Source organism: Candidatus Egerieousia sp., assembly GCF_056211015.1.
This window is the reverse complement of sequence record NZ_JBAELF010000118.1, coordinates 1-17,136: the sequence shown is the minus strand read 5'-3', so window position 1 is coordinate 17,136 and position 17,136 is coordinate 1. Positions and strand designations below refer to the sequence as shown.

General features: G+C 44.5%; 17 protein-coding genes and 1 pseudogene. All 18 read left to right on the top strand.

Going from position 1 to position 17,136, the window contains the following annotated elements:
• Positions 1 to 602: TOBE domain-containing protein (locus tag AC06L3_RS08075; RefSeq protein WP_475670109.1), on the top strand; the 602-nt coding region annotated here is incomplete at its 5' end.
• A 4-nt stretch (positions 603 to 606) separates the two neighbouring features.
• Positions 607 to 1,380 (top strand): ABC transporter permease, encoded by a 774-nt coding sequence (locus tag AC06L3_RS08070; RefSeq protein WP_475670108.1) that lies wholly within the window; start codon positions 607 to 609, stop codon positions 1,378 to 1,380.
• Positions 1,380 to 2,249, top strand: a complete 870-nt coding sequence (locus AC06L3_RS08065) for an ABC transporter permease (protein ID WP_475670107.1) — start codon at positions 1,380 to 1,382, stop codon at positions 2,247 to 2,249. Before AC06L3_RS08070 ends, AC06L3_RS08065 begins: the two co-directional genes overlap by 1 nt.
• Before the next feature lie 2 nt (positions 2,250 to 2,251).
• The gene (locus AC06L3_RS08060) at positions 2,252 to 3,598 is read left to right on the top strand and encodes an ABC transporter substrate-binding protein (protein ID WP_475670106.1); all 1,347 of its coding nucleotides are present in this window, start codon (positions 2,252 to 2,254) and stop codon (positions 3,596 to 3,598) included.
• 9 nt (positions 3,599 to 3,607) lie between these two features.
• The gene (locus tag AC06L3_RS08055) at positions 3,608 to 5,260 is read left to right on the top strand and encodes a uridine kinase family protein (RefSeq protein WP_475670105.1); all 1,653 of its coding nucleotides are present in this window, start codon (positions 3,608 to 3,610) and stop codon (positions 5,258 to 5,260) included.
• Between the two features lie 23 nt (positions 5,261 to 5,283).
• Complete coding sequence (locus tag AC06L3_RS08050; protein WP_475670104.1) at positions 5,284 to 5,934, top strand: DUF47 domain-containing protein; 651 nt, start codon at positions 5,284 to 5,286, stop codon at positions 5,932 to 5,934.
• The gene (locus AC06L3_RS08045) at positions 5,934 to 7,028 is read left to right on the top strand and encodes an inorganic phosphate transporter (RefSeq protein WP_475670103.1); all 1,095 of its coding nucleotides are present in this window, start codon (positions 5,934 to 5,936) and stop codon (positions 7,026 to 7,028) included. Before AC06L3_RS08050 ends, AC06L3_RS08045 begins: the two co-directional genes overlap by 1 nt.
• Before the next feature lie 34 nt (positions 7,029 to 7,062).
• Positions 7,063 to 8,256: a DegT/DnrJ/EryC1/StrS family aminotransferase gene (locus AC06L3_RS08040; protein WP_475670102.1), complete on the top strand. Its 1,194-nt coding sequence runs from the start codon at positions 7,063 to 7,065 to the stop codon at positions 8,254 to 8,256.
• A 22-nt stretch (positions 8,257 to 8,278) separates the two neighbouring features.
• Positions 8,279 to 9,256 carry a Gfo/Idh/MocA family protein gene (locus AC06L3_RS08035; RefSeq protein WP_475670101.1) on the top strand — a complete coding sequence of 326 codons (978 nt, stop codon included), beginning with the start codon at positions 8,279 to 8,281 and terminating at the stop codon, positions 9,254 to 9,256.
• A 66-nt stretch (positions 9,257 to 9,322) separates the two neighbouring features.
• On the top strand, positions 9,323 to 9,637 hold the full coding sequence (locus AC06L3_RS08030) for a DUF3467 domain-containing protein (RefSeq protein ID WP_475670100.1): 315 nt from the start codon (positions 9,323 to 9,325) through the stop codon (positions 9,635 to 9,637).
• 57 nt (positions 9,638 to 9,694) lie between these two features.
• Positions 9,695 to 10,504, top strand: a complete 810-nt coding sequence (locus tag AC06L3_RS08025; protein ID WP_475670099.1) for an electron transfer flavoprotein subunit beta/FixA family protein — start codon at positions 9,695 to 9,697, stop codon at positions 10,502 to 10,504.
• 18 nt (positions 10,505 to 10,522) lie between these two features.
• Positions 10,523 to 11,539 carry an electron transfer flavoprotein subunit alpha/FixB family protein gene (locus tag AC06L3_RS08020; RefSeq protein WP_475670098.1) on the top strand — a complete coding sequence of 339 codons (1,017 nt, stop codon included), beginning with the start codon at positions 10,523 to 10,525 and terminating at the stop codon, positions 11,537 to 11,539.
• 1 nt (position 11,540) lies between these two features.
• Entirely contained in the window at positions 11,541 to 13,319 is a 1,779-nt protein-coding gene (locus AC06L3_RS08015; RefSeq protein WP_475670097.1) for an acyl-CoA dehydrogenase family protein, read from the top strand.
• Positions 13,320 to 13,338: 19 nt separating this feature from the next.
• A complete protein-coding gene (locus AC06L3_RS08010; RefSeq protein ID WP_475670096.1) occupies positions 13,339 to 13,878 on the top strand; it encodes a KdsC family phosphatase in 540 nt (179 codons plus the stop codon).
• A gap of 10 nt (positions 13,879 to 13,888) precedes the next feature.
• On the top strand, positions 13,889 to 14,461 hold the full coding sequence (locus AC06L3_RS08005) for a Maf family nucleotide pyrophosphatase (RefSeq protein WP_475670095.1): 573 nt from the start codon (positions 13,889 to 13,891) through the stop codon (positions 14,459 to 14,461).
• 33 nt (positions 14,462 to 14,494) lie between these two features.
• Positions 14,495 to 15,892 (top strand): MFS transporter, encoded by a 1,398-nt coding sequence (locus AC06L3_RS08000; RefSeq protein ID WP_475670094.1) that lies wholly within the window; start codon positions 14,495 to 14,497, stop codon positions 15,890 to 15,892.
• A 3-nt stretch (positions 15,893 to 15,895) separates the two neighbouring features.
• Complete coding sequence (locus AC06L3_RS07995; protein ID WP_475670093.1) at positions 15,896 to 16,708, top strand: PhzF family phenazine biosynthesis protein; 813 nt, start codon at positions 15,896 to 15,898, stop codon at positions 16,706 to 16,708.
• Between the two features lie 201 nt (positions 16,709 to 16,909).
• Positions 16,910 to 17,136: pseudogene (locus tag AC06L3_RS07990) on the top strand (AAA family ATPase); the annotation flags it as partial.

The window sequence follows — 17,136 nt, the reverse complement described above, 5'->3', positions numbered from 1 at the left end:
CGTTTGACTGTGTTGACGAAGGATTCGGAAACAATGTCCCGGTGGACGTAGTAGTACGTCCTGAGGATATATATATCACTACCAAGTTGGAGGCAGCACAGTTCACCGCTCAGGTTAAATCCTGCATTTTCAAAGGTGTTCATTATGAAATGTTCGTTGAAACGCCTGAAGGTTACGAACTGATGATACAGGATTACAACCGCTTTGAGGCAGGTTCAACAGTTGGCCTTTTCATAAAGGCCGAGGACATACAGGTAATGAAGAAGGAGAGAGTCTGCAATACCTTTGAAGGTGTGATGACCTCTTCCAACACCGTTGAATTCCTCGGCGCTGAGTTCGAATGCCAGGAAACAGGGTTCGAGGACGGAACCGAAGTAAAGGTTGAAGTTGATTTCAACAAGGTGGATCTTCTTGATGACAAGGATGACGGTGCATTCACAGGAGTTGTGAACTTCATACTTTACAAAGGCAACCATTACCACCTCACAATTACAAACAGCGAGCGTGGCTGCATATATGTAAACACCAACGATGTTTATGACAAGTCCGACATGGTTGGTGTGAAGATTCTTCCACAGGATATAAGAATAAGCAAACTTTAAGGAAATGGTTAAAAGATCTCAATGGGCCGCACCATATCTGGTTTTCATGATCCTTTTTGTTGTGCTGCCGCTGTTAATGATACTTCTGTATTCATTTACAGACAAGGATGGTGCCGTTACCTTTGCCAATTTCGTGAATTTCTTTTCACAGAAGGAGGCAATACATACTTTCCTGTACTCGATTGAAATTGCAGTTATAAACACACTGCTCTGTCTGCTGCTTGGATATCCTGCAGCTTACATTCTCAGCCGCAGGGATCTGAACAGAAGCGCTGTTACAATCATTCTGTTCATAATTCCAATGTGGGTGAATGTTCTTGTGAGAACACTCGCAACAGTAGCGTTGTTCGATTTCGTCCATATTCCGCTTGGAGAAGGCGCTCTAATTTTCGGTATGGTATACAACTTCCTGCCGTTCATGATATATCCTATTTACAACACGCTCAACAAAATGGACAATTCATACGTTGAAGCCGCACAGGATCTGGGAGCAACTCCATTACAGCAGTTCTGGAATGTTGTCCTTCCGCTTTCCATGCCGGGTATTACAAACGGAATACTCATGGTTTTCATGCCAACTATATCAACCTTTGCAATTTCTGAGCTGCTCACCATGAACAAGGTCAAACTGTTCGGTACAACTATTCAGGAGAACATAAACAATGGTATGTGGAACTATGGTGCTGCTCTTGCACTGATAATGCTGGTAATCATAGGTGTAACTACGCTTTTCTCCTATAACAGGAAAAGCAATGAAGATGAAGGAGGGCTTTTGTAATGAAAAAGTTTCTTGCACAATCATATATCTGGATTCTTCTTCTGATGCTTTACGCACCAATAATCATCATTATTGTGTTCTCGTTCACAGAATCCAAGGTACTTGGTAACTGGACCGGATTCTCCACAAAACTTTATGAGAATCTTTTCAGCTCCGGAGTTGCTGAACCTGACATTCTGCAGGATGGCAGTGTTGCCATAAAAGCAAGTTCAGGCGTAAGCAATTCGCTTTTCAAGGCTATAGAGAACACTATCATAATTGCTCTGATTGCCTCTTTCATTTCAACCCTTCTGGGTAGCGTTGCTGCAGTTGGAATATTCAACCTCAAGGGAAAGAAGAAGAAGACAATGAATTTTCTCAACAATATTCCTATGCTCAACCCTGATATCATTACAGGTATCTCGCTTTTCCTGCTCTTTGTGGCAGTAGGAGTGACACAGGGATATACAAGCGTTATCATTGCGCACATAACATTCTGTACACCATACGTTGTACTGTGTGTGATGCCCAAACTCATACAGATGAATCCCAATACTTATGAGGCAGCACTCGACCTTGGCGCCACTCCTTTCCAGGCATTCAACAAAGTTATTGTGCCACAAATCAAAGGAGGTATGATAAGCGGATTCATTCTCTCTTTTTCACTTTCGATAGATGATTTCGCAGTTACTTTGTTCACAAAAGGCAATGAGGGACTCGAGACCTTGAGCACCTATATATACGCCGATGCCAGAAAGGGAGGTCTTACACCTGAACTCAGGCCTCTGGCAGCCATCATATTCACCATTGTACTGGTTCTGCTTGCAGTAATCAATATCTATATGATCTATAACAAAAAGAAACAAACACAAAGAAAATTAAAATTTTAAAAATGAAACGGATATTTGCACTGGCTCTTGCAGCTTTTCTGACTCTTTCACTTGCAATATCTTGCTCCAGCGATGATGAAGAAAGAGCTCACGTCCTCAAGGTTTACAACTGGGCCGACTACATTGATGAAAGCCTTATTCCTGAATTCGAGCAATGGTACAAGGAAAATACCGGTGAGGATGTAAAGGTGATATACCAACTGTTTGACATCAATGAGATTGTCCTTGCCAAGATTGAAAAGGGAAAGGATGATTATGATGTTATCTGTCCTTCTGACTATATGATTGAAAGAATGCTCAAGAAGGGCCTTCTCCTTCCTATTGACAAACATTTTGAAGATGTTCCTAACTATATTGACAGCAATGTTTCCCCTTTCATCCAGACACTTATTCACAAGCTTGATGTAGGTGCAGAAAGCAATATCAATCCTCTTGATTATACGGCCGGCTATATGTGGGGTACTACAGGACTGATGTATAATACCGATAAAGTTGACAAGGAAGATGTAAAGACCTGGAATGTCCTTAGCAACCCTAAATATCATGGAGGTATTTACATGAAGGATGCCTTCAGGGATGTTTACTGCCCTATACTGATTTATCTCAAGCAGAAGGAACTCAATGAAGGCAGCGTAAATCTTGACAAATTGATGTACGACGATTCAGATGAATCAATAGCTCTGGTAGAGAATTATCTCAAGGGAATTGCGCCCAACGTTGCTGGCTGGGAAGTTGATTTCGGCAAAGAGATGATGTCCAAAGGAAACGGCATGATAGACTTCACCTGGAGCGGAGATGCTGCCTGGGCAATGGAGGAGGCCGCAGAAGTTGGCGTGAACCTTGACTACATAATTCCTGAAGAGGGTAGTAACGTATGGTTCGACGGATGGTGCATTCCGAAATATGCAAGGAATATCAAGGCTGCGCGTTATTTCATCAACTTCATGTGCAAGACCGAAAACTCAATACGCAATATGGAGGAAATCGGTTATGTGAGCGTGGTTGGCGGACAGCAGATGCTGGAGCATCAGGAGGATGCTGAAAGCTATCCTGCAATTGATGCAAGTTATTTCTTTGGTCCGCAAGCAGACAGCGTTCATATCAACCCTGTTCAGTACCCTGACAATTCAATCATCAAGAAATGCGCTACAATGCACGATACAGGAGACCGCACCGACAAGATGCTTGAAATGTGGTCCAGAGTCAAAGGTGACAACGTGTCATCGTTTACTTATATTGTGATTATAATTGCCGTAGTTGCAGTAGTTGCTTCATTGGTTATGGTCAATCATTCAATGAAGAAGAGAAAGAAAATCAGAAGACACGCAAGCAGGCACCAGAGCAAATAAAACTTGACAATGATTCAGATATTCTGTAAAAATACCGGTACTTCAAAGGAGTTCGAGGAAGGTACAAGCCTTCTTGACATGCTTGATTCCTTTGATTTTCCAAGGCCTTATCCTATTGTTTCCGCCAAGGTGAACAACGTCTCACAAGGACTGAAGTTCCGCGCCTATCGCAGTAAGGAAATAGAATTCCTGGATGCAAGGGAAAGGAGCGGTATGAGGGTATATAACCGTTCTCTGGCTTTCCTTCTGTGCAAAGCTGTCAAGGATGTCTTTCCTGAAGGAAGGATTTACATTGAGCACCCTATATCACATTCCTATTTCTGCTATCTGAAGAAAGGTGACAAGAGCCAGATAAAGGCTGAGGATATTGAAAGAATATCAGCAAGGATGAGGGAGATAGTAGGGGAGGACCTGCCATTCAGAAGGCTGGAAGTACCAGTTGAGCAAGCCGTAAGGATATTTAAGGAAACCGGTTCGGAAGACAAGGTGAAATTGCTTCACACAAGCGGGGAGGTCTATACGGACTATTATACCTTGGGAGATACTCCGGAATATTTCTACGGACGACTCGTTCCTTCTGCGGGGTATCTGAAAGTGTGGGACCTTATACCATATCATAATGGAATGCTTCTGAGAGTACCTGACAAGGACAATCCTGATGTTCTTGCTCCTTTCATGGAACAACCCAAGACATTTGAAGTGTTCCGCGAGAATCTCAGATGGAATTCAATTATGGGCCTTGCAACCGTAGGAGATGTGAACATTGCAGTTGAGAACGGTTATGCCAGTGAGCTCATTCAGGTTGCTGAAGCGCTTCAGGAAAAGAAGATCGTCCAGATTGCGGAAGAAATAGAATCACGTTACAAGTCTGAAAAACCGCTCAGGATAGTTCTTATAACCGGACCCAGCAGCAGTGGAAAAACCACTTTCTGCAAGAGGCTGAGCGTGCAACTCAAAGCCTGCGGTCTGAGGCCACTGAGCATCTGTACCGATGATTATTTCGTTGACAGGGAAAAGACACCTTTACTTCCGGATGGGAAGTATGATTTTGACAACTTTGAAACGGTTGACCACAAAATGCTGGAAAGAGACGTTCTCAAGTATCTTAAAGGAGAAGAGGTGGAAGTTCCCGAATTCAACTTCGTAACAGGTAAGCGTGAATATAACGGCAAGAAAATCAGGCAGAAAAAGAATACGGTTCTGCTCATAGAAGGCATTCACGCCCTGAATCCGGAACTGATTCCAACAGTTGACCAGAACAGCCTTTTCAGAATTTTCATTTCTACTCTTTCAAGCATAAACCTTGATTACCACAACTGGATACCTACATCCGACAACAGGCTTCTCAGACGTATTGTCAGGGACTACAGCAACGGCTCTTTCACTGTGCTTCAAACAATAAGCCAGTGGCCAAGTGTAAGGGACAGCGAGGAGAAATGGATATATCCATATCAGGAAAGAGCCGACATAATGTTCAATTCCGCATATCTCATTGAGTTCGCAGTATTGAGAAACCACGCTCAGCCTATACTTGAGAGTGTTCCCAAGAACTGTCCTGAATTCTCGGAAGCTCACAGGCTGCTGAAATTCATCAAGTACTTCAAGCCTGTTTCAGACAGGGAGATTCCTCTCACATCGTTGCTGAGGGAATTCCTCAAATGACATTAACCTAAACAAAACCATATATGTTAATTGACAAAATACTTCAAATCTTTGTTACCAAGGAACTCAAGTTCTTTCCTCTTTATCTTCAATCCGCTGAGAACATTCAAAGAGCGGCGAATTTCCTTGTTGAAATGACAAAGACAGAGGACCAGGAAGAAAGAAGAATATTGAGCAGAAGAATCAAGGAATGTGAAGTAACAGGCGATACTATCACCGATAAGATAATTGACGAGCTTCTTGACGCTTTTGTAACACCTTTCGACAGAGACGACGTTCATCTGCTTGCAGAGGAAATGGACAACGTCATGGATATGATAAGGGATACAGCCAAGAAATTCTCAATATATCAGCCAAAGACCACAAGCAGCAACCTTACACTCATATCACAATATATTGCAGCTGATGCCGGGATTCTTGTTGAAATATCAAAGAATCTTGACAAGATGCGTGAAAAACCGAAATGGTTCGATGACAAGTGTGACGAAATCAAGGAGAACGAGCACATTTGCGATGACATTTACGAAAGATATATGTCAACCCTCTTTGAAAGCGAAACCGATCCTATTGAACTTGTGAGAAAGAAAAATATCCTGCAGGCTCTTGAGGATACATCCGATGCTGCAAAGCATCTGAGCGGTTCAATAAGAAGCATTGTTGTTAAAATGGGTTGATGATGGTTACAGTAGTATTGATAACCGTTGTCATTGCACTTCTGTTCAATTTCACCAACGGCATGAACGACGCGGCAAACTGCATTGCCACAGTTGTTGCAACCAAAGCGCTTACTCCCATTCAGGCTGTCATCTGGGCTGCCTTGTTCACATTCAGCGCGCTTTTCATCTTTGACATGACGGTTGCGGCCACAATGGGTAGCGGAATCGTTGCTCCTGTAAAAATTGACGTCTATGTAATTCTTGCAGCCCTGCTGGGTTCAGTGCTATGGATTTTCATCTGCACCATGCTCGGACTGCCGATATCCGCATCACATGCATTGATAGGAGGTTTGATAGGACCGGTATGGTTTGAATACGGTATGGAATATCTCAACGGTAGCGGAATTTTCATTATCATAGCCTTCATTTTAATTTCACCGCTTCTTGGAATGCTGATGGGCTTTTTTCTCAACTGCCTTTTCATGTTCGTCTTCAAACGGTCCAAAATGAGAAAGACGAACAAGGTTTTCAAGAGCCTTCAATTGTTTTCATCGGCAATGTTCTCGCTTGGATACGGCGGCAATGACGGTCAGAAGACAATGGGAGTAATAGCCATTCTTCTGGCAACCGCCTTTACATCAAACCCCGACAGCGGCATAATCAGATTCCTCTTTGGAAAAGAAGCTGTAGCCACAGGCTCATACACTGCCGATGGACTGGCCGTTCAGGGAGCATCCTTCTTTGTGCCTTCGTGGCTCAAATACACCTGTTACGGACTTATTTCACTTGGCACCGTTACCGGAGGCTGGAAAGTTATCCGCACTCTCGGCGATGGTCTGTCGAAACTTTATCCGGTACAGGGATTCAGCTCTGAAATATCAGGAGCTTTCACTCTCATTATGACAGCATTCCTTGGCATTCCGGTGAGCACCACACACACCGTTACCGGTTCAATTATCGGAACAGGACTTACAAGGGGTGTAAAGCGTGTGAAATGGCTAACAGCCAAGAATATTGTCTGGGCCTGGGTTCTTACAATCCCCGCTGTGATTGTTGTATCCGGTATCATATACAAAATCATGATATGGCTCGGCGCCCCGGTCATAGGCTAATCTCAGCTTATTTTTCTTATATATTGTATTTGATATGGAATTCAGGGACTTAAAAAGACAATATCAGATTCTCAAGGCAGATCTTGATAAGGCAGTAGTTCAAACTTCCGCCAGCGGAGCATATATCAATGGACCGGCTGTGAAGGAACTGGAGAATGAATTGGCTGAATATGTGGGAGTGAAACATTGTATCAGTTGCGCTAACGGAACAGATGCACTTACTATTGCCTTGAAAATCTGGAACGCGGGACCGGGTGATGCCGTATTTGTACCTGATTTCACTTTCTTCTCTTCCGCCGAAACCATTGCTGCAGAAGGTGCAGCTCCTGTTTTTGTGGATGTTGATGAGCATACCTTTAATATTGACTGCAAGGATCTTGCAGCAAAGTTTTCGCAGGTAAAAGCAGAAGGAAAACTTAATCCAAAAGCAATTGTTGCCGTTGATCTTTTCGGTCTTCCGGCACCTTGGCCAGAACTTAAAGGGTTCGCGGAACAGAATGGCCTACTGCTGCTTGAAGATGGAGCACAGGGATTTGGCGGTGCCATCACTGTGGATGGTGAAAAGAAGAGAGCATGCAGTTTCGGTGATATTTCTACTTCTTCATTCTTCCCGGCAAAACCTCTCGGATGCTACGGTGATGGCGGGGCAATATTTACCGATAACGAAGATTGGGCGGCAATGGCCAACTCTTTGAAAGTTCATGGAAAAGGCTCATTCAAGTACGATAATGTACGTATAGGAATGAACTCACGTTTGGATACATTGCAGGCTGCAATTCTGCTCGTAAAGTTCAAGGCTTTTAAAGAGAGGGAATTGGATTTCATCAATAAGGCGGCCGATCTGTATACAAACTTGTTTGTTGGGAAGGGACTTGTGGCCGATTGCAGAGAGGAACTCGAGCATGGAAAAATGCTTATGTTTCCACGGATACCTCAAGGATATCTTTCAAGCTGGGCGCAATATACTATCAGGGTAAAGGATAACGAATCCAGAACTTCACTGCAGGCTTTCCTCAAGAGTGAAGACATACCTTCAATGGTATATTATCCTACAGGAATGCATGCCCAGACAGCGTTCAAGGGATTTGCCGGATATGGCCCGTGCACTGTCTGTGATTTGTTATGCTCTACTGTGCTGTCTTTACCGATACATCCGTATATAACAGATAATGAGATTATCAAGGTAGTGGAAGCTATAAGTGAATGGGGGAGTAGTAGAAATCTATAACATTTAATTTTGTGTGACCTTTATGAAGAATTTTGCACTGATAGGAGCTGCCGGTTACATTGCTCCAAGACATATAAAAGCCATTGCAGATACAGGAAACAACCTGATGGTTGCGTACGATAAGTTTGACAGCGTAGGGCGTCTCGACAGTTCATTTCCCGAGTGCTCTTTCTACACCGAAAACGAGCAGTTCGACCGTTTCTGCTCCAAGCAGATGCGTACGGACAATCCTTTGAACTGGCTTTCAATATGCACACCTAATTACACACACGATGCTTTCATAAGATACGGACTGCGTCTTGGCGTTAACGTTATATGTGAAAAACCTCTCGTCCTGAATCCGTACAACATTGACAATCTGCTTGAGATTGAAAAGGAAACCGGACATCAGGCTTATACCATCCTTCAGTTGAGGCTTCATCCTGCCATAGTAGCTCTCAAGAAGAAAGTTGATGAAGGTCCTGCTGACAAGATTTACGACGTGGACCTTACATATATAACTTCACGCGGCAAATGGTACTATTCATCCTGGAAGGGCGACATTCACAAGAGCGGTGGAGTTGCCACAAACATAGGAGTTCATTTCTATGACATGCTCCAGTGGATCTTCGGTCCTGTACAGAGGAACATAGTTCACGTGATGAGCTTTGACAGAGTTGCCGGATATCTGGATCTCAAGAAAGCCAGAGTACGTTACTTCCTCAGCATCAATTCAGCCTGCCTGCCGGAAAATGCGGTTCAGGGTGAAAAGAAGACTTTCCGTACCTTGAACATAGATGGTGAGGAATTCGAGTTCAGCGCCGGCTTCACAGAACTTCATACTGAAAGTTACAGGAAGATTCTCAGTGGAGATGGATTCAGGATAAGCGAAGCCCGCAACTGCATTCAGATAGTCAGTGAAATAAGGAAATCCACACCAATAGGTCTCAAGGGAGATTACCATCCTCTTGCCAAGCTTCCTCTTGCCAGCCATCCATTCGGCTGGGACGATGCCCGATAAAGTCTCAATGCCGTCTTGGAATTGAAACGCTGTCTTGTTATCTTTGTAGATAAATTTAGGAAGTTTATGTCTGAAGATAACAAATTGAATCTGGAGCTCAATGCCGAAACGGCAAAGGGCTCTTATTCCAACCTGGCGATAGTATCACATTCGCCAAGTGAATTCGTAGTGGATTTTGCAAAAGTATTGCCGGCAATGCCAAAGGCAATAGTTTCCGAACGTATTATAATGGCACCGGAAAATGCCAAGAGGCTTCTTATGGCTCTGAATGAGAATGTTCAGAAATACGAGGCGGAATTCGGCCCGATAGTTTTCAAGACCCCTAAGGAAGACGGTGTAATTCCGCCTATACCTTTCGGTACGCCAAAGGGCCTTGCATAATTGTGGCCTGCCACTTTTGAGAAATTTACAGAGATTCATAGAAACAATAAATCTTTAATGAAAATAGTAGTATTAGCCAAGCAGGTGCCCGACACAAGGAATGTTGGCAAGGATGCAATGACCGCAGAAGGAACCGTGAACAGAGCTGCTCTGGACGCAATTTTCAATCCTGAGGACATGAACGCTCTTGAAGAGGCCCTGATAATGAAGGACAAGTGTGATTTGAAAAATATACCATGCTCCGTTTCAGTAATAACAATGGGACCGCCAAGGGCGTCTCAGATACTTAAGGAATCCCTTTACCGCGGAGCGGACGAAGGAATCCTGCTTTCAGATATGAGATTTGCCGGAGCGGACACATTGGCAACATCATACGCACTGGCAACTGCCATAAGGAAAATCAATCCGGATATCATATTTGCTGGTAGACAGGCCATTGACGGAGATACAGCGCAGGTAGGCCCTCAGATTGCACAGGAACTTGGAATACCGCAAGTAACTTACGCAGTTGAAATAATTGATTTCAGCAATGAGTCAATAAAGGTTAAACGTTCGCTTGAAAATGGTGTAGAGAGCGTTGAATCCACTCTGCCTGCCTTGATTACAGTCTGTGGTTCCGCCGCAAAGCCTCGTTATGCCAACGCAAAATTCCTTATGAAGTATAAGAATTTCAATGATTTTGCAGTTTGGAACGTTGATTCCATCGGCGGTGATGTGCAGCGTTACGGCGGAACCGGTTCTCCTACAAGGGTAAAGAAAATCGAGAACATAGTGTTCACAAGCAAGGAGTCAAAAGTCATAGAAGCGGATGATGCTTCCCTGGAAGGACTGATACAGGAATTGATTTCAAACCATACAATAGGCTGATAATTTAAGACTGAAACCATGAACAATATACTTGTATTCTGCCAGAACAATGATGACGTGATAGCTGACGTTTCTCTTGAACTGCTAACAAAAGCCCGTGAGCTGGCCAAATCCCTGAATTGTGAAGTAGAGGCCTTCCTTGCAGGATGGAATGTTGAAGGACTGGCAAATGAACTGTTTTTCTGGGGAGCCGACAGAGTCTTTCTGGCACAAAGCCCCAGACTCGAGTTCTACAGAACACTTCCTTACAGCGCTGTCCTTGAAAAAGTCATTGAAGACCATCAGCCGCAGATAGTGCTTTTTGGAGCAACAAGCGTAGGACGCGATCTGGCTCCAAGGGTATCAAGTTACCTTAAAAGTGGTCTTACGGCCGATTGCACCCAACTGGAGATAGGAAATTACAGAAATCCTGCAGGTAAGGAATATACAAATCTTCTGTATCAGATAAGACCTGCATTCGGAGGAAATATCATTGCCACCATTGTGAATCCCGACCACAAGCCTCAGATGGCAACTGTAAGGGAAGGTGTGATGAAGATGGAAAGGCTGTCTGAAGCTCAAAATGGAGAGATTATTACCATCGCTGTAGAAGAGATTCTTGATGACAGCCATGAGGCTGTGAAGATAATTGACAGGCAGATTGAAAAGAGGGACATTGATATCAAGGGAGCTCAGATTATAGTTGCCGGTGGATACGGTCTGGGAAGCAAGGAGAATTTCGAACTCGTGCGTTCTCTGGCCAAGGTGCTCGGCGGGGAAGTGGGTGCTTCGCGTGCTGCAGTGGATGCCGGTTTTGCCGAGCCTGCAAGGCAGATTGGGCAGACAGGTGTTACAGTGAGACCGAAACTCTTCATTTCCGTTGGAATATCGGGCCAGATCCAGCATACTGCAGGAATGGACGGCTCAGCAATGATAATAGCCATCAATTCAGACCCTAAGGCACCAATTCACAGAATCGCAGATTATTCCATTGTAGGTGATTTGAACATAGTGGTACCGAAACTTATTGAATATTACAAAAAGCACAGCAAATAACATGGCAAATTATTATACAGACAATCCAGATTTGAAGTTCCAGCTGTCTCATCCATTGATGGACAGGATTGTGAATCTGCGCGAAGACGGCTTCAAGGATTACGGAGTTTATGACTACGCTCCTGAAAATACAGCCGATGCGCTGGATTCATACGATAAGGTTATGGAGGTTTTCGGTGAAATCTGTGCCGATGTGCTTGATGTAAATGCCGCCGAAGTTGATGCAATAGGTGCAAAATGTGAAAACGGCAAGGTGACATACGCTCCAGGTACAGTTGAGAACCAGAAGGCGTTGATTGATGCCGGCATGTATGGAATGAGCCTTCCGAGACAATATGGAGGACTGAACTTCAGTATTGTTCCATATATCATGGCCGCTGAACTTACTGCACGTGCCGATGCAAGTTTTTCAAATATCTGGGGACTTCAGGACTGTGCCGAAACAATAAACGAGTTTGCAAGTCAGGAAATCAGGGATGAATTCCTGCCTCGTATTCCAAATGGCGCAAGCTGCTCAATGGACCTGACCGAGCCTGATGCCGGATCTGACCTTCAGTCAGTCACACTGTGCGCAGACTGGTCTGAAGAGAAGCAGATGTGGCTGCTCAATGGCGTGAAGCGTTTCATAACAAATGGGAATGCCGATATCAAACTCGTTCTGGCCCGTTCTGAGGAAGGCACAAAGGATGGACGAGGTTTGTCATATTTCGTTCACGACAGAGCATGGGGAGGCGTTACAGTAAGACGTATAGAGAACAAGCTTGGAATCAAAGGTTCTCCAACCTGCGAACTTGCATTCAAGGATGCACCGGCAAAGATAGTAGGAGAGAGGAAACTGGGACTCATCAAATATGTGATGTCTCTTATGAACGGTGCAAGACTAGGCATAGGAGCGCAAAGCGTTGGTATTTCCGAAGCAGCCTACAGAACTGCACTGAAATATGCAAACGAGCGCGAGCAGTTCGGTCATAAGATAATTGAATTCGCTCCTGTATATCAGATGCTCTCCAACATGAAGGCGCGGCTTCAGGCTTCACGCGCAGCTCTGTACGAAACGGGACGTTACGTTGATATTTACAAATCCCTGGCTGCAAAAATGGAGCGCACAAAGCTCAGCCCAGAAGAAAAGTCCGAGTACAAGCAGTACAGCAAGAAGGCTGACATGCTTACACCTATACTTAAGATGTTCTCCAGTGAATACTGTAACAGAGATACTTACGATGCAATACAGATTCACGGAGGTTCCGGATATATGAAGGAATACCCTGCTGAGCGTCTGTATAGGGATGCCCGTATTACTTCAATTTATGAAGGAACGTCGCAGTTGCAGGTGATTGCCGCAATACGTTATGTAACAACAGGAGCATATTCAGCCTTGATTAAGGAATATGATGAGTCTGTATGCAGGACTGTTTCCGAAATGCGGAATGGAGAGCTTGATTCTAAAAGCAAGGATTGGCTGTTGTCAAATATTGGTTTCATATCTGAAATAAGGGAAAAACTTGTCAAGTGCACAGAACAGTTTGCACAGGTACTGGAATTCTGCAACGGAAAGGACAAGGAATTCATTGACTATCACTCTCGTTCATTGGTTGAAATGGCCGGTAACCTTTTGCTTTCATACCTGCTGCTTCTTGAAGCAGTACGCAACGCCGACATGATGCTTTCAGCAAGATTGTACTCAACACAGACAGAGGCTGAAAACCAGAAACACGCAAGTATGATAATGTCATTGGTTTTGGATGGAATAAATGCCATCAAACTGAATTACAATAAATAGAACTTGATAGCCGGGTATTATGATAAACGCAGAAACACTGAAAGAAAGAATTCTTAAAATAAAGGCCTTTGCCTACGATATTGACGGAGTTTTCACAGACGGTTCGATTCTAGCGCTCTCCGATGGTGACCTTCTGAGAATTTTCAATGCAAAGGACGGAATGGGATGCCGCATGGCCTATCTCAACGGATTCAAACAGGCATTGATTACAGGCGGCGTATCCGAATCGGTCATCAAACGATGTGAAATGCTTGGAATGAAAAGGGATGATATGTATATGGGAAGCCGTAACAAACTCCCTGATTTCCTCAAGTTCTGCGAGAAATATGGATTCAGCAAGGATGAGGTATGCTACATTGGTGATGATATTCCGGATATCTGCGTTCTTAAGGAATGCGGTCTGGCAGTTTGTCCTGCCGATGCCGTTGAAGAGGTCAAGGCTGTCTGCCATTATATTTCACCATACGGCGGTGGCAAGGGCTGCATACGTAATTTAATTGAACTTGTACTCAAGACCCAGGGCAAGTGGGAGTTCGACCCGGTTGCCTACAGCGGCTGAAGGAGGGATCATGATAGAAGGTAAGAAACTTATATTAGGCAGCAAGTCACCTCGCAGGAGGGAGCTTATGCAGGGAGCGGATCTGGAGTTTACAGTTGACTCCAAGAGTCTCTTTGATGAGCATTTTCCACCTGCGATGGATCATATACAGGTTCCTGAGTTCATAGCAAAAGGCAAGTCTGAGCATTTCCATCGCCAGTTGGAGGATGATGAAATACTGATAACCGCCGATACAATGGTTCTGGTTGATGGGAAGATCATTGGAAAGCCGAAAGATGACATGGAAGCCGCAAGGATGCTGGAAACCTTGTCTGGCAAGACCCATATAGTTGCAACGGGCGTATGCATCAGGGACAACGGGAAGCAGATCTCCTTCACCGACACCACAGAGGTGAAATTCGAGAAACTGTCGGCAAGTGAGATAGAATACTATGTGAGCAAGTTTCATCCTACTGACAAGGCCGGTGCATACGGTATTCAGGAATGGATAGGCCATATCGGTATCAGCGCAATCAACGGCTCATATTTCAATGTGATGGGACTTCCCATACACAGGATTTATCAGGAACTGCGTAATTGGTAATTAATAACAATAAATATATTCACTGAAAGAGTTATGACACAAACACTCAGACGTTACATCAATGACTACCCCTGGGCAAGATGGACCGCCCTTCTGCTAGTATCATCGCTAATGTTCTTTGCCTATATGTTCGAGGAGGTGCTATCACCTCTTCAATCGCTGGTTGAGATAGAAAAAGGCTGGAGCCCGGAAGCATACGGACTTTACGGAAGTGGTGAATACATATTCAATGTAATGGGCTTCCTCATAGTAGCAGGTATAATCCTGGACAAGTTCGGTGTAAGGGTAACAGGAACGGTATGTGGCGTAGTGATGGCCTTGGGCGGCTTCATAAAATGGTACGCTCTCAGTGATGCATTCAGCGGAACAATGCTCGAGGGCTGGTTGAACAGCTGGTGGGTGTCATTCCCTGCATCCGCAAAACTTGCAGCATTCGGTTTCCTGCTTTTCGGCTGCGGAGTTGAACTTGGAGGCACAGCTGTTCACAAGGCAATATCCAAATGGTTCAAAGGCAAGGAGCTTGGCCTGGCAATGGCTATCAGATTCTCCATAACAAGAGTAAGTGTCATACTTGTTTTCATAATCGCTCCTTTGATTGCAAAGAAATACGGAAGTGTGGTACAGCCTGTAGCATTCTTTGCCTTGCTCAACGTGCTCGGTGTCCTTGGCTATCTGCTTTTCTGCGTTATGGACAACAAACTTGACAAGCAGCTGGGCGCTGATCTGGAAATTGAAAAAGAAGACCAGTTCAAGGCCAGCGATATGTTGAACATATTCAAGAGCAAGGTATTCTGGCTTATTTCAGGTATAACCTTCTTCTATTTCTCCGCTTCGCTTCCAATTCAGAAATATGCCACCAATATGCTGGAAAGCGATCTTGGACTGGCCCGGGAAACAGCTGCAATGATATTCAGCTGGTATCCACTGTTCGCCGCAGCACTTACACCTGTTTTTGGAATGATTCTCGACAAGAAAGGAAAAGGCGCTACAATGCTTATCTGGGGACCGGCACTGCTGGGCATTGACTGTTTGATACTGGCATTTGTTCTCCCACTTGTACATTCAACCGTACTTGCTATAGGTACCATTGCACTGCTTGGAATATCATTCTCCATACTCGGAGCTTCTATTTGGCCGGCAATTCCAAAAGTTATTGAGGAAAAGGTGCTCGGAAGTGCATTCTGCCTTGTTTACTGGATTCAGAATTTCGGTCTGTGCATATTCCCTCCATTCATAGGATGGCTTCTTGAGGCAGCTAATCCAGGCGTTGCGCAGGCAATCCAGGCTGGAGATTCCGCTGCACATTACAGCTATACCTGGCCAATGTTCGCATTTGCGCTCTGCGGAATTTTCGCGGCAATTTTCGGTGTCATACTCAAGGCCGATGACAAAAGGAAAGGATTCGGTCTTGAAGAACCTAACATACAATAAACCATGGAAATCAAGAAGTATTTCGTTGACGCATTCACAGGCCCTTGCGCCGGTGGTAACAGAGCCTGTGTAATAGAACTTGAAGACTGGCTTCCCGCTGTTCAGATGCAGGGTCTTGCGCGCGAGACAGGTCTTCCTGAAACCGCTTTCTTCAAGAAACTCAACATACCCGGGCATCCGAATCATTTTTCACTGCGATGGTTCACTCCGGACATTGAAATGGACCTCTGCGGTCATGCAACACTTGCTACAGGCTATACCATCTCCACAATACTGAAATATGTTCCACTGGGGACACCGATAGTATTCGATTCGAACAGCGGAAGACTTGAAGTTGACGTGGCACAGGACGGACGTCTGACACTCGATTTCCCTTCCAGGATGCCCGATGCTTCGAAACTTCCTGAGTGCATTCTTGACTCTCTGTCTTTCAAACCTATCGAGGTGTATAAGGCCCGTGATTATGTATTGCTGTATGATTCCGTGGAATGCATTAAGAATATGGAGATAGAACTATCGCTGTTCAATAAGATAAATATGGATCCGGGTGGAGTTATCATTACAGCTCCTGCTGCAGGGAGTGAGCTGAAAGACTGCGACTTTGTTTCAAGGTTCTTCACGCCTCAGGCCACAATTCTGGAAGATCCCGTCACTGGTTCCGCACATTGCTCTCTGGTTCCTTTCTGGGCTTCAAGGCTTGGCAAGGAGGAGCTTGTGGGAAGGCAGCTTTCAAGTTCCGGCGGCATACTTTACTGCCGGAATTCAGCCGAAAGGGTGTTCATAAGCGGTTATGCAAAATCTGCTTGTTTTGTGTGATAATTTTGATTTAATGTAGGTTTGATGGCCCTGAGTCAATCTCGAGGAAGGTTAATATTTGTCATTATATTCGCCATAAACAAGAGATAGTGATATATTACTAATTAGTAATATGTCACTATGTTGCATAAAGTATAGGGATAGTGATTACATTGAGAAAAAATATTTGATATCTTTGCACAACAAGAATACTTGAATGCGATGGAACAGAAACTTATAGGAAGACAATACGAATTGGAATTGCTCGATGATGTGATGAAGTCAAACGAATCGGAAATGGTCATCGTGTACGGAAGAAGGCGTGTCGGGAAAACATACCTTGTCAACAGGTACTTCAACAATTCCTACACCTTCAAGCACACCGGCGTATTCAACAAGAGCACCGGCACGCAGCTTGAACGCTTCGCCGCATCCCTTGAGGACTATTC

Excerpts from the sequence above, each read along its gene's own strand:
- AC06L3_RS08040 (WP_475670102.1), top strand. The coding sequence starts at position 7,063 with ATGGAATTCAGGGACTTAAAAAGACAATATCAGATTCTCAAGGCAGAT.
- AC06L3_RS08030 (WP_475670100.1), top strand. The coding sequence starts at position 9,323 with ATGTCTGAAGATAACAAATTGAATCTGGAGCTCAATGCCGAAACGGCA.
- AC06L3_RS08000 (WP_475670094.1), top strand. The coding sequence starts at position 14,495 with ATGACACAAACACTCAGACGTTACATCAATGACTACCCCTGGGCAAGA.
- AC06L3_RS08010 (WP_475670096.1), top strand. The coding sequence starts at position 13,339 with ATGATAAACGCAGAAACACTGAAAGAAAGAATTCTTAAAATAAAGGCC.
- AC06L3_RS08070 (WP_475670108.1), top strand. The coding sequence starts at position 607 with ATGGTTAAAAGATCTCAATGGGCCGCACCATATCTGGTTTTCATGATC.
- AC06L3_RS08055 (WP_475670105.1), top strand. The coding sequence starts at position 3,608 with ATGATTCAGATATTCTGTAAAAATACCGGTACTTCAAAGGAGTTCGAG.
- AC06L3_RS08020 (WP_475670098.1), top strand. The coding sequence starts at position 10,523 with ATGAACAATATACTTGTATTCTGCCAGAACAATGATGACGTGATAGCT.
- AC06L3_RS08045 (WP_475670103.1), top strand. The coding sequence starts at position 5,934 with ATGATGGTTACAGTAGTATTGATAACCGTTGTCATTGCACTTCTGTTC.
- AC06L3_RS07995 (WP_475670093.1), top strand. The coding sequence starts at position 15,896 with ATGGAAATCAAGAAGTATTTCGTTGACGCATTCACAGGCCCTTGCGCC.
- AC06L3_RS08035 (WP_475670101.1), top strand. The coding sequence starts at position 8,279 with ATGAAGAATTTTGCACTGATAGGAGCTGCCGGTTACATTGCTCCAAGA.
- AC06L3_RS08025 (WP_475670099.1), top strand. The coding sequence starts at position 9,695 with ATGAAAATAGTAGTATTAGCCAAGCAGGTGCCCGACACAAGGAATGTT.
- AC06L3_RS08065 (WP_475670107.1), top strand. The coding sequence starts at position 1,380 with ATGAAAAAGTTTCTTGCACAATCATATATCTGGATTCTTCTTCTGATG.
- AC06L3_RS08060 (WP_475670106.1), top strand. The coding sequence starts at position 2,252 with ATGAAACGGATATTTGCACTGGCTCTTGCAGCTTTTCTGACTCTTTCA.
- AC06L3_RS08050 (WP_475670104.1), top strand. The coding sequence starts at position 5,284 with ATGTTAATTGACAAAATACTTCAAATCTTTGTTACCAAGGAACTCAAG.
- AC06L3_RS08015 (WP_475670097.1), top strand. The coding sequence starts at position 11,541 with ATGGCAAATTATTATACAGACAATCCAGATTTGAAGTTCCAGCTGTCT.
- AC06L3_RS08005 (WP_475670095.1), top strand. The coding sequence starts at position 13,889 with ATGATAGAAGGTAAGAAACTTATATTAGGCAGCAAGTCACCTCGCAGG.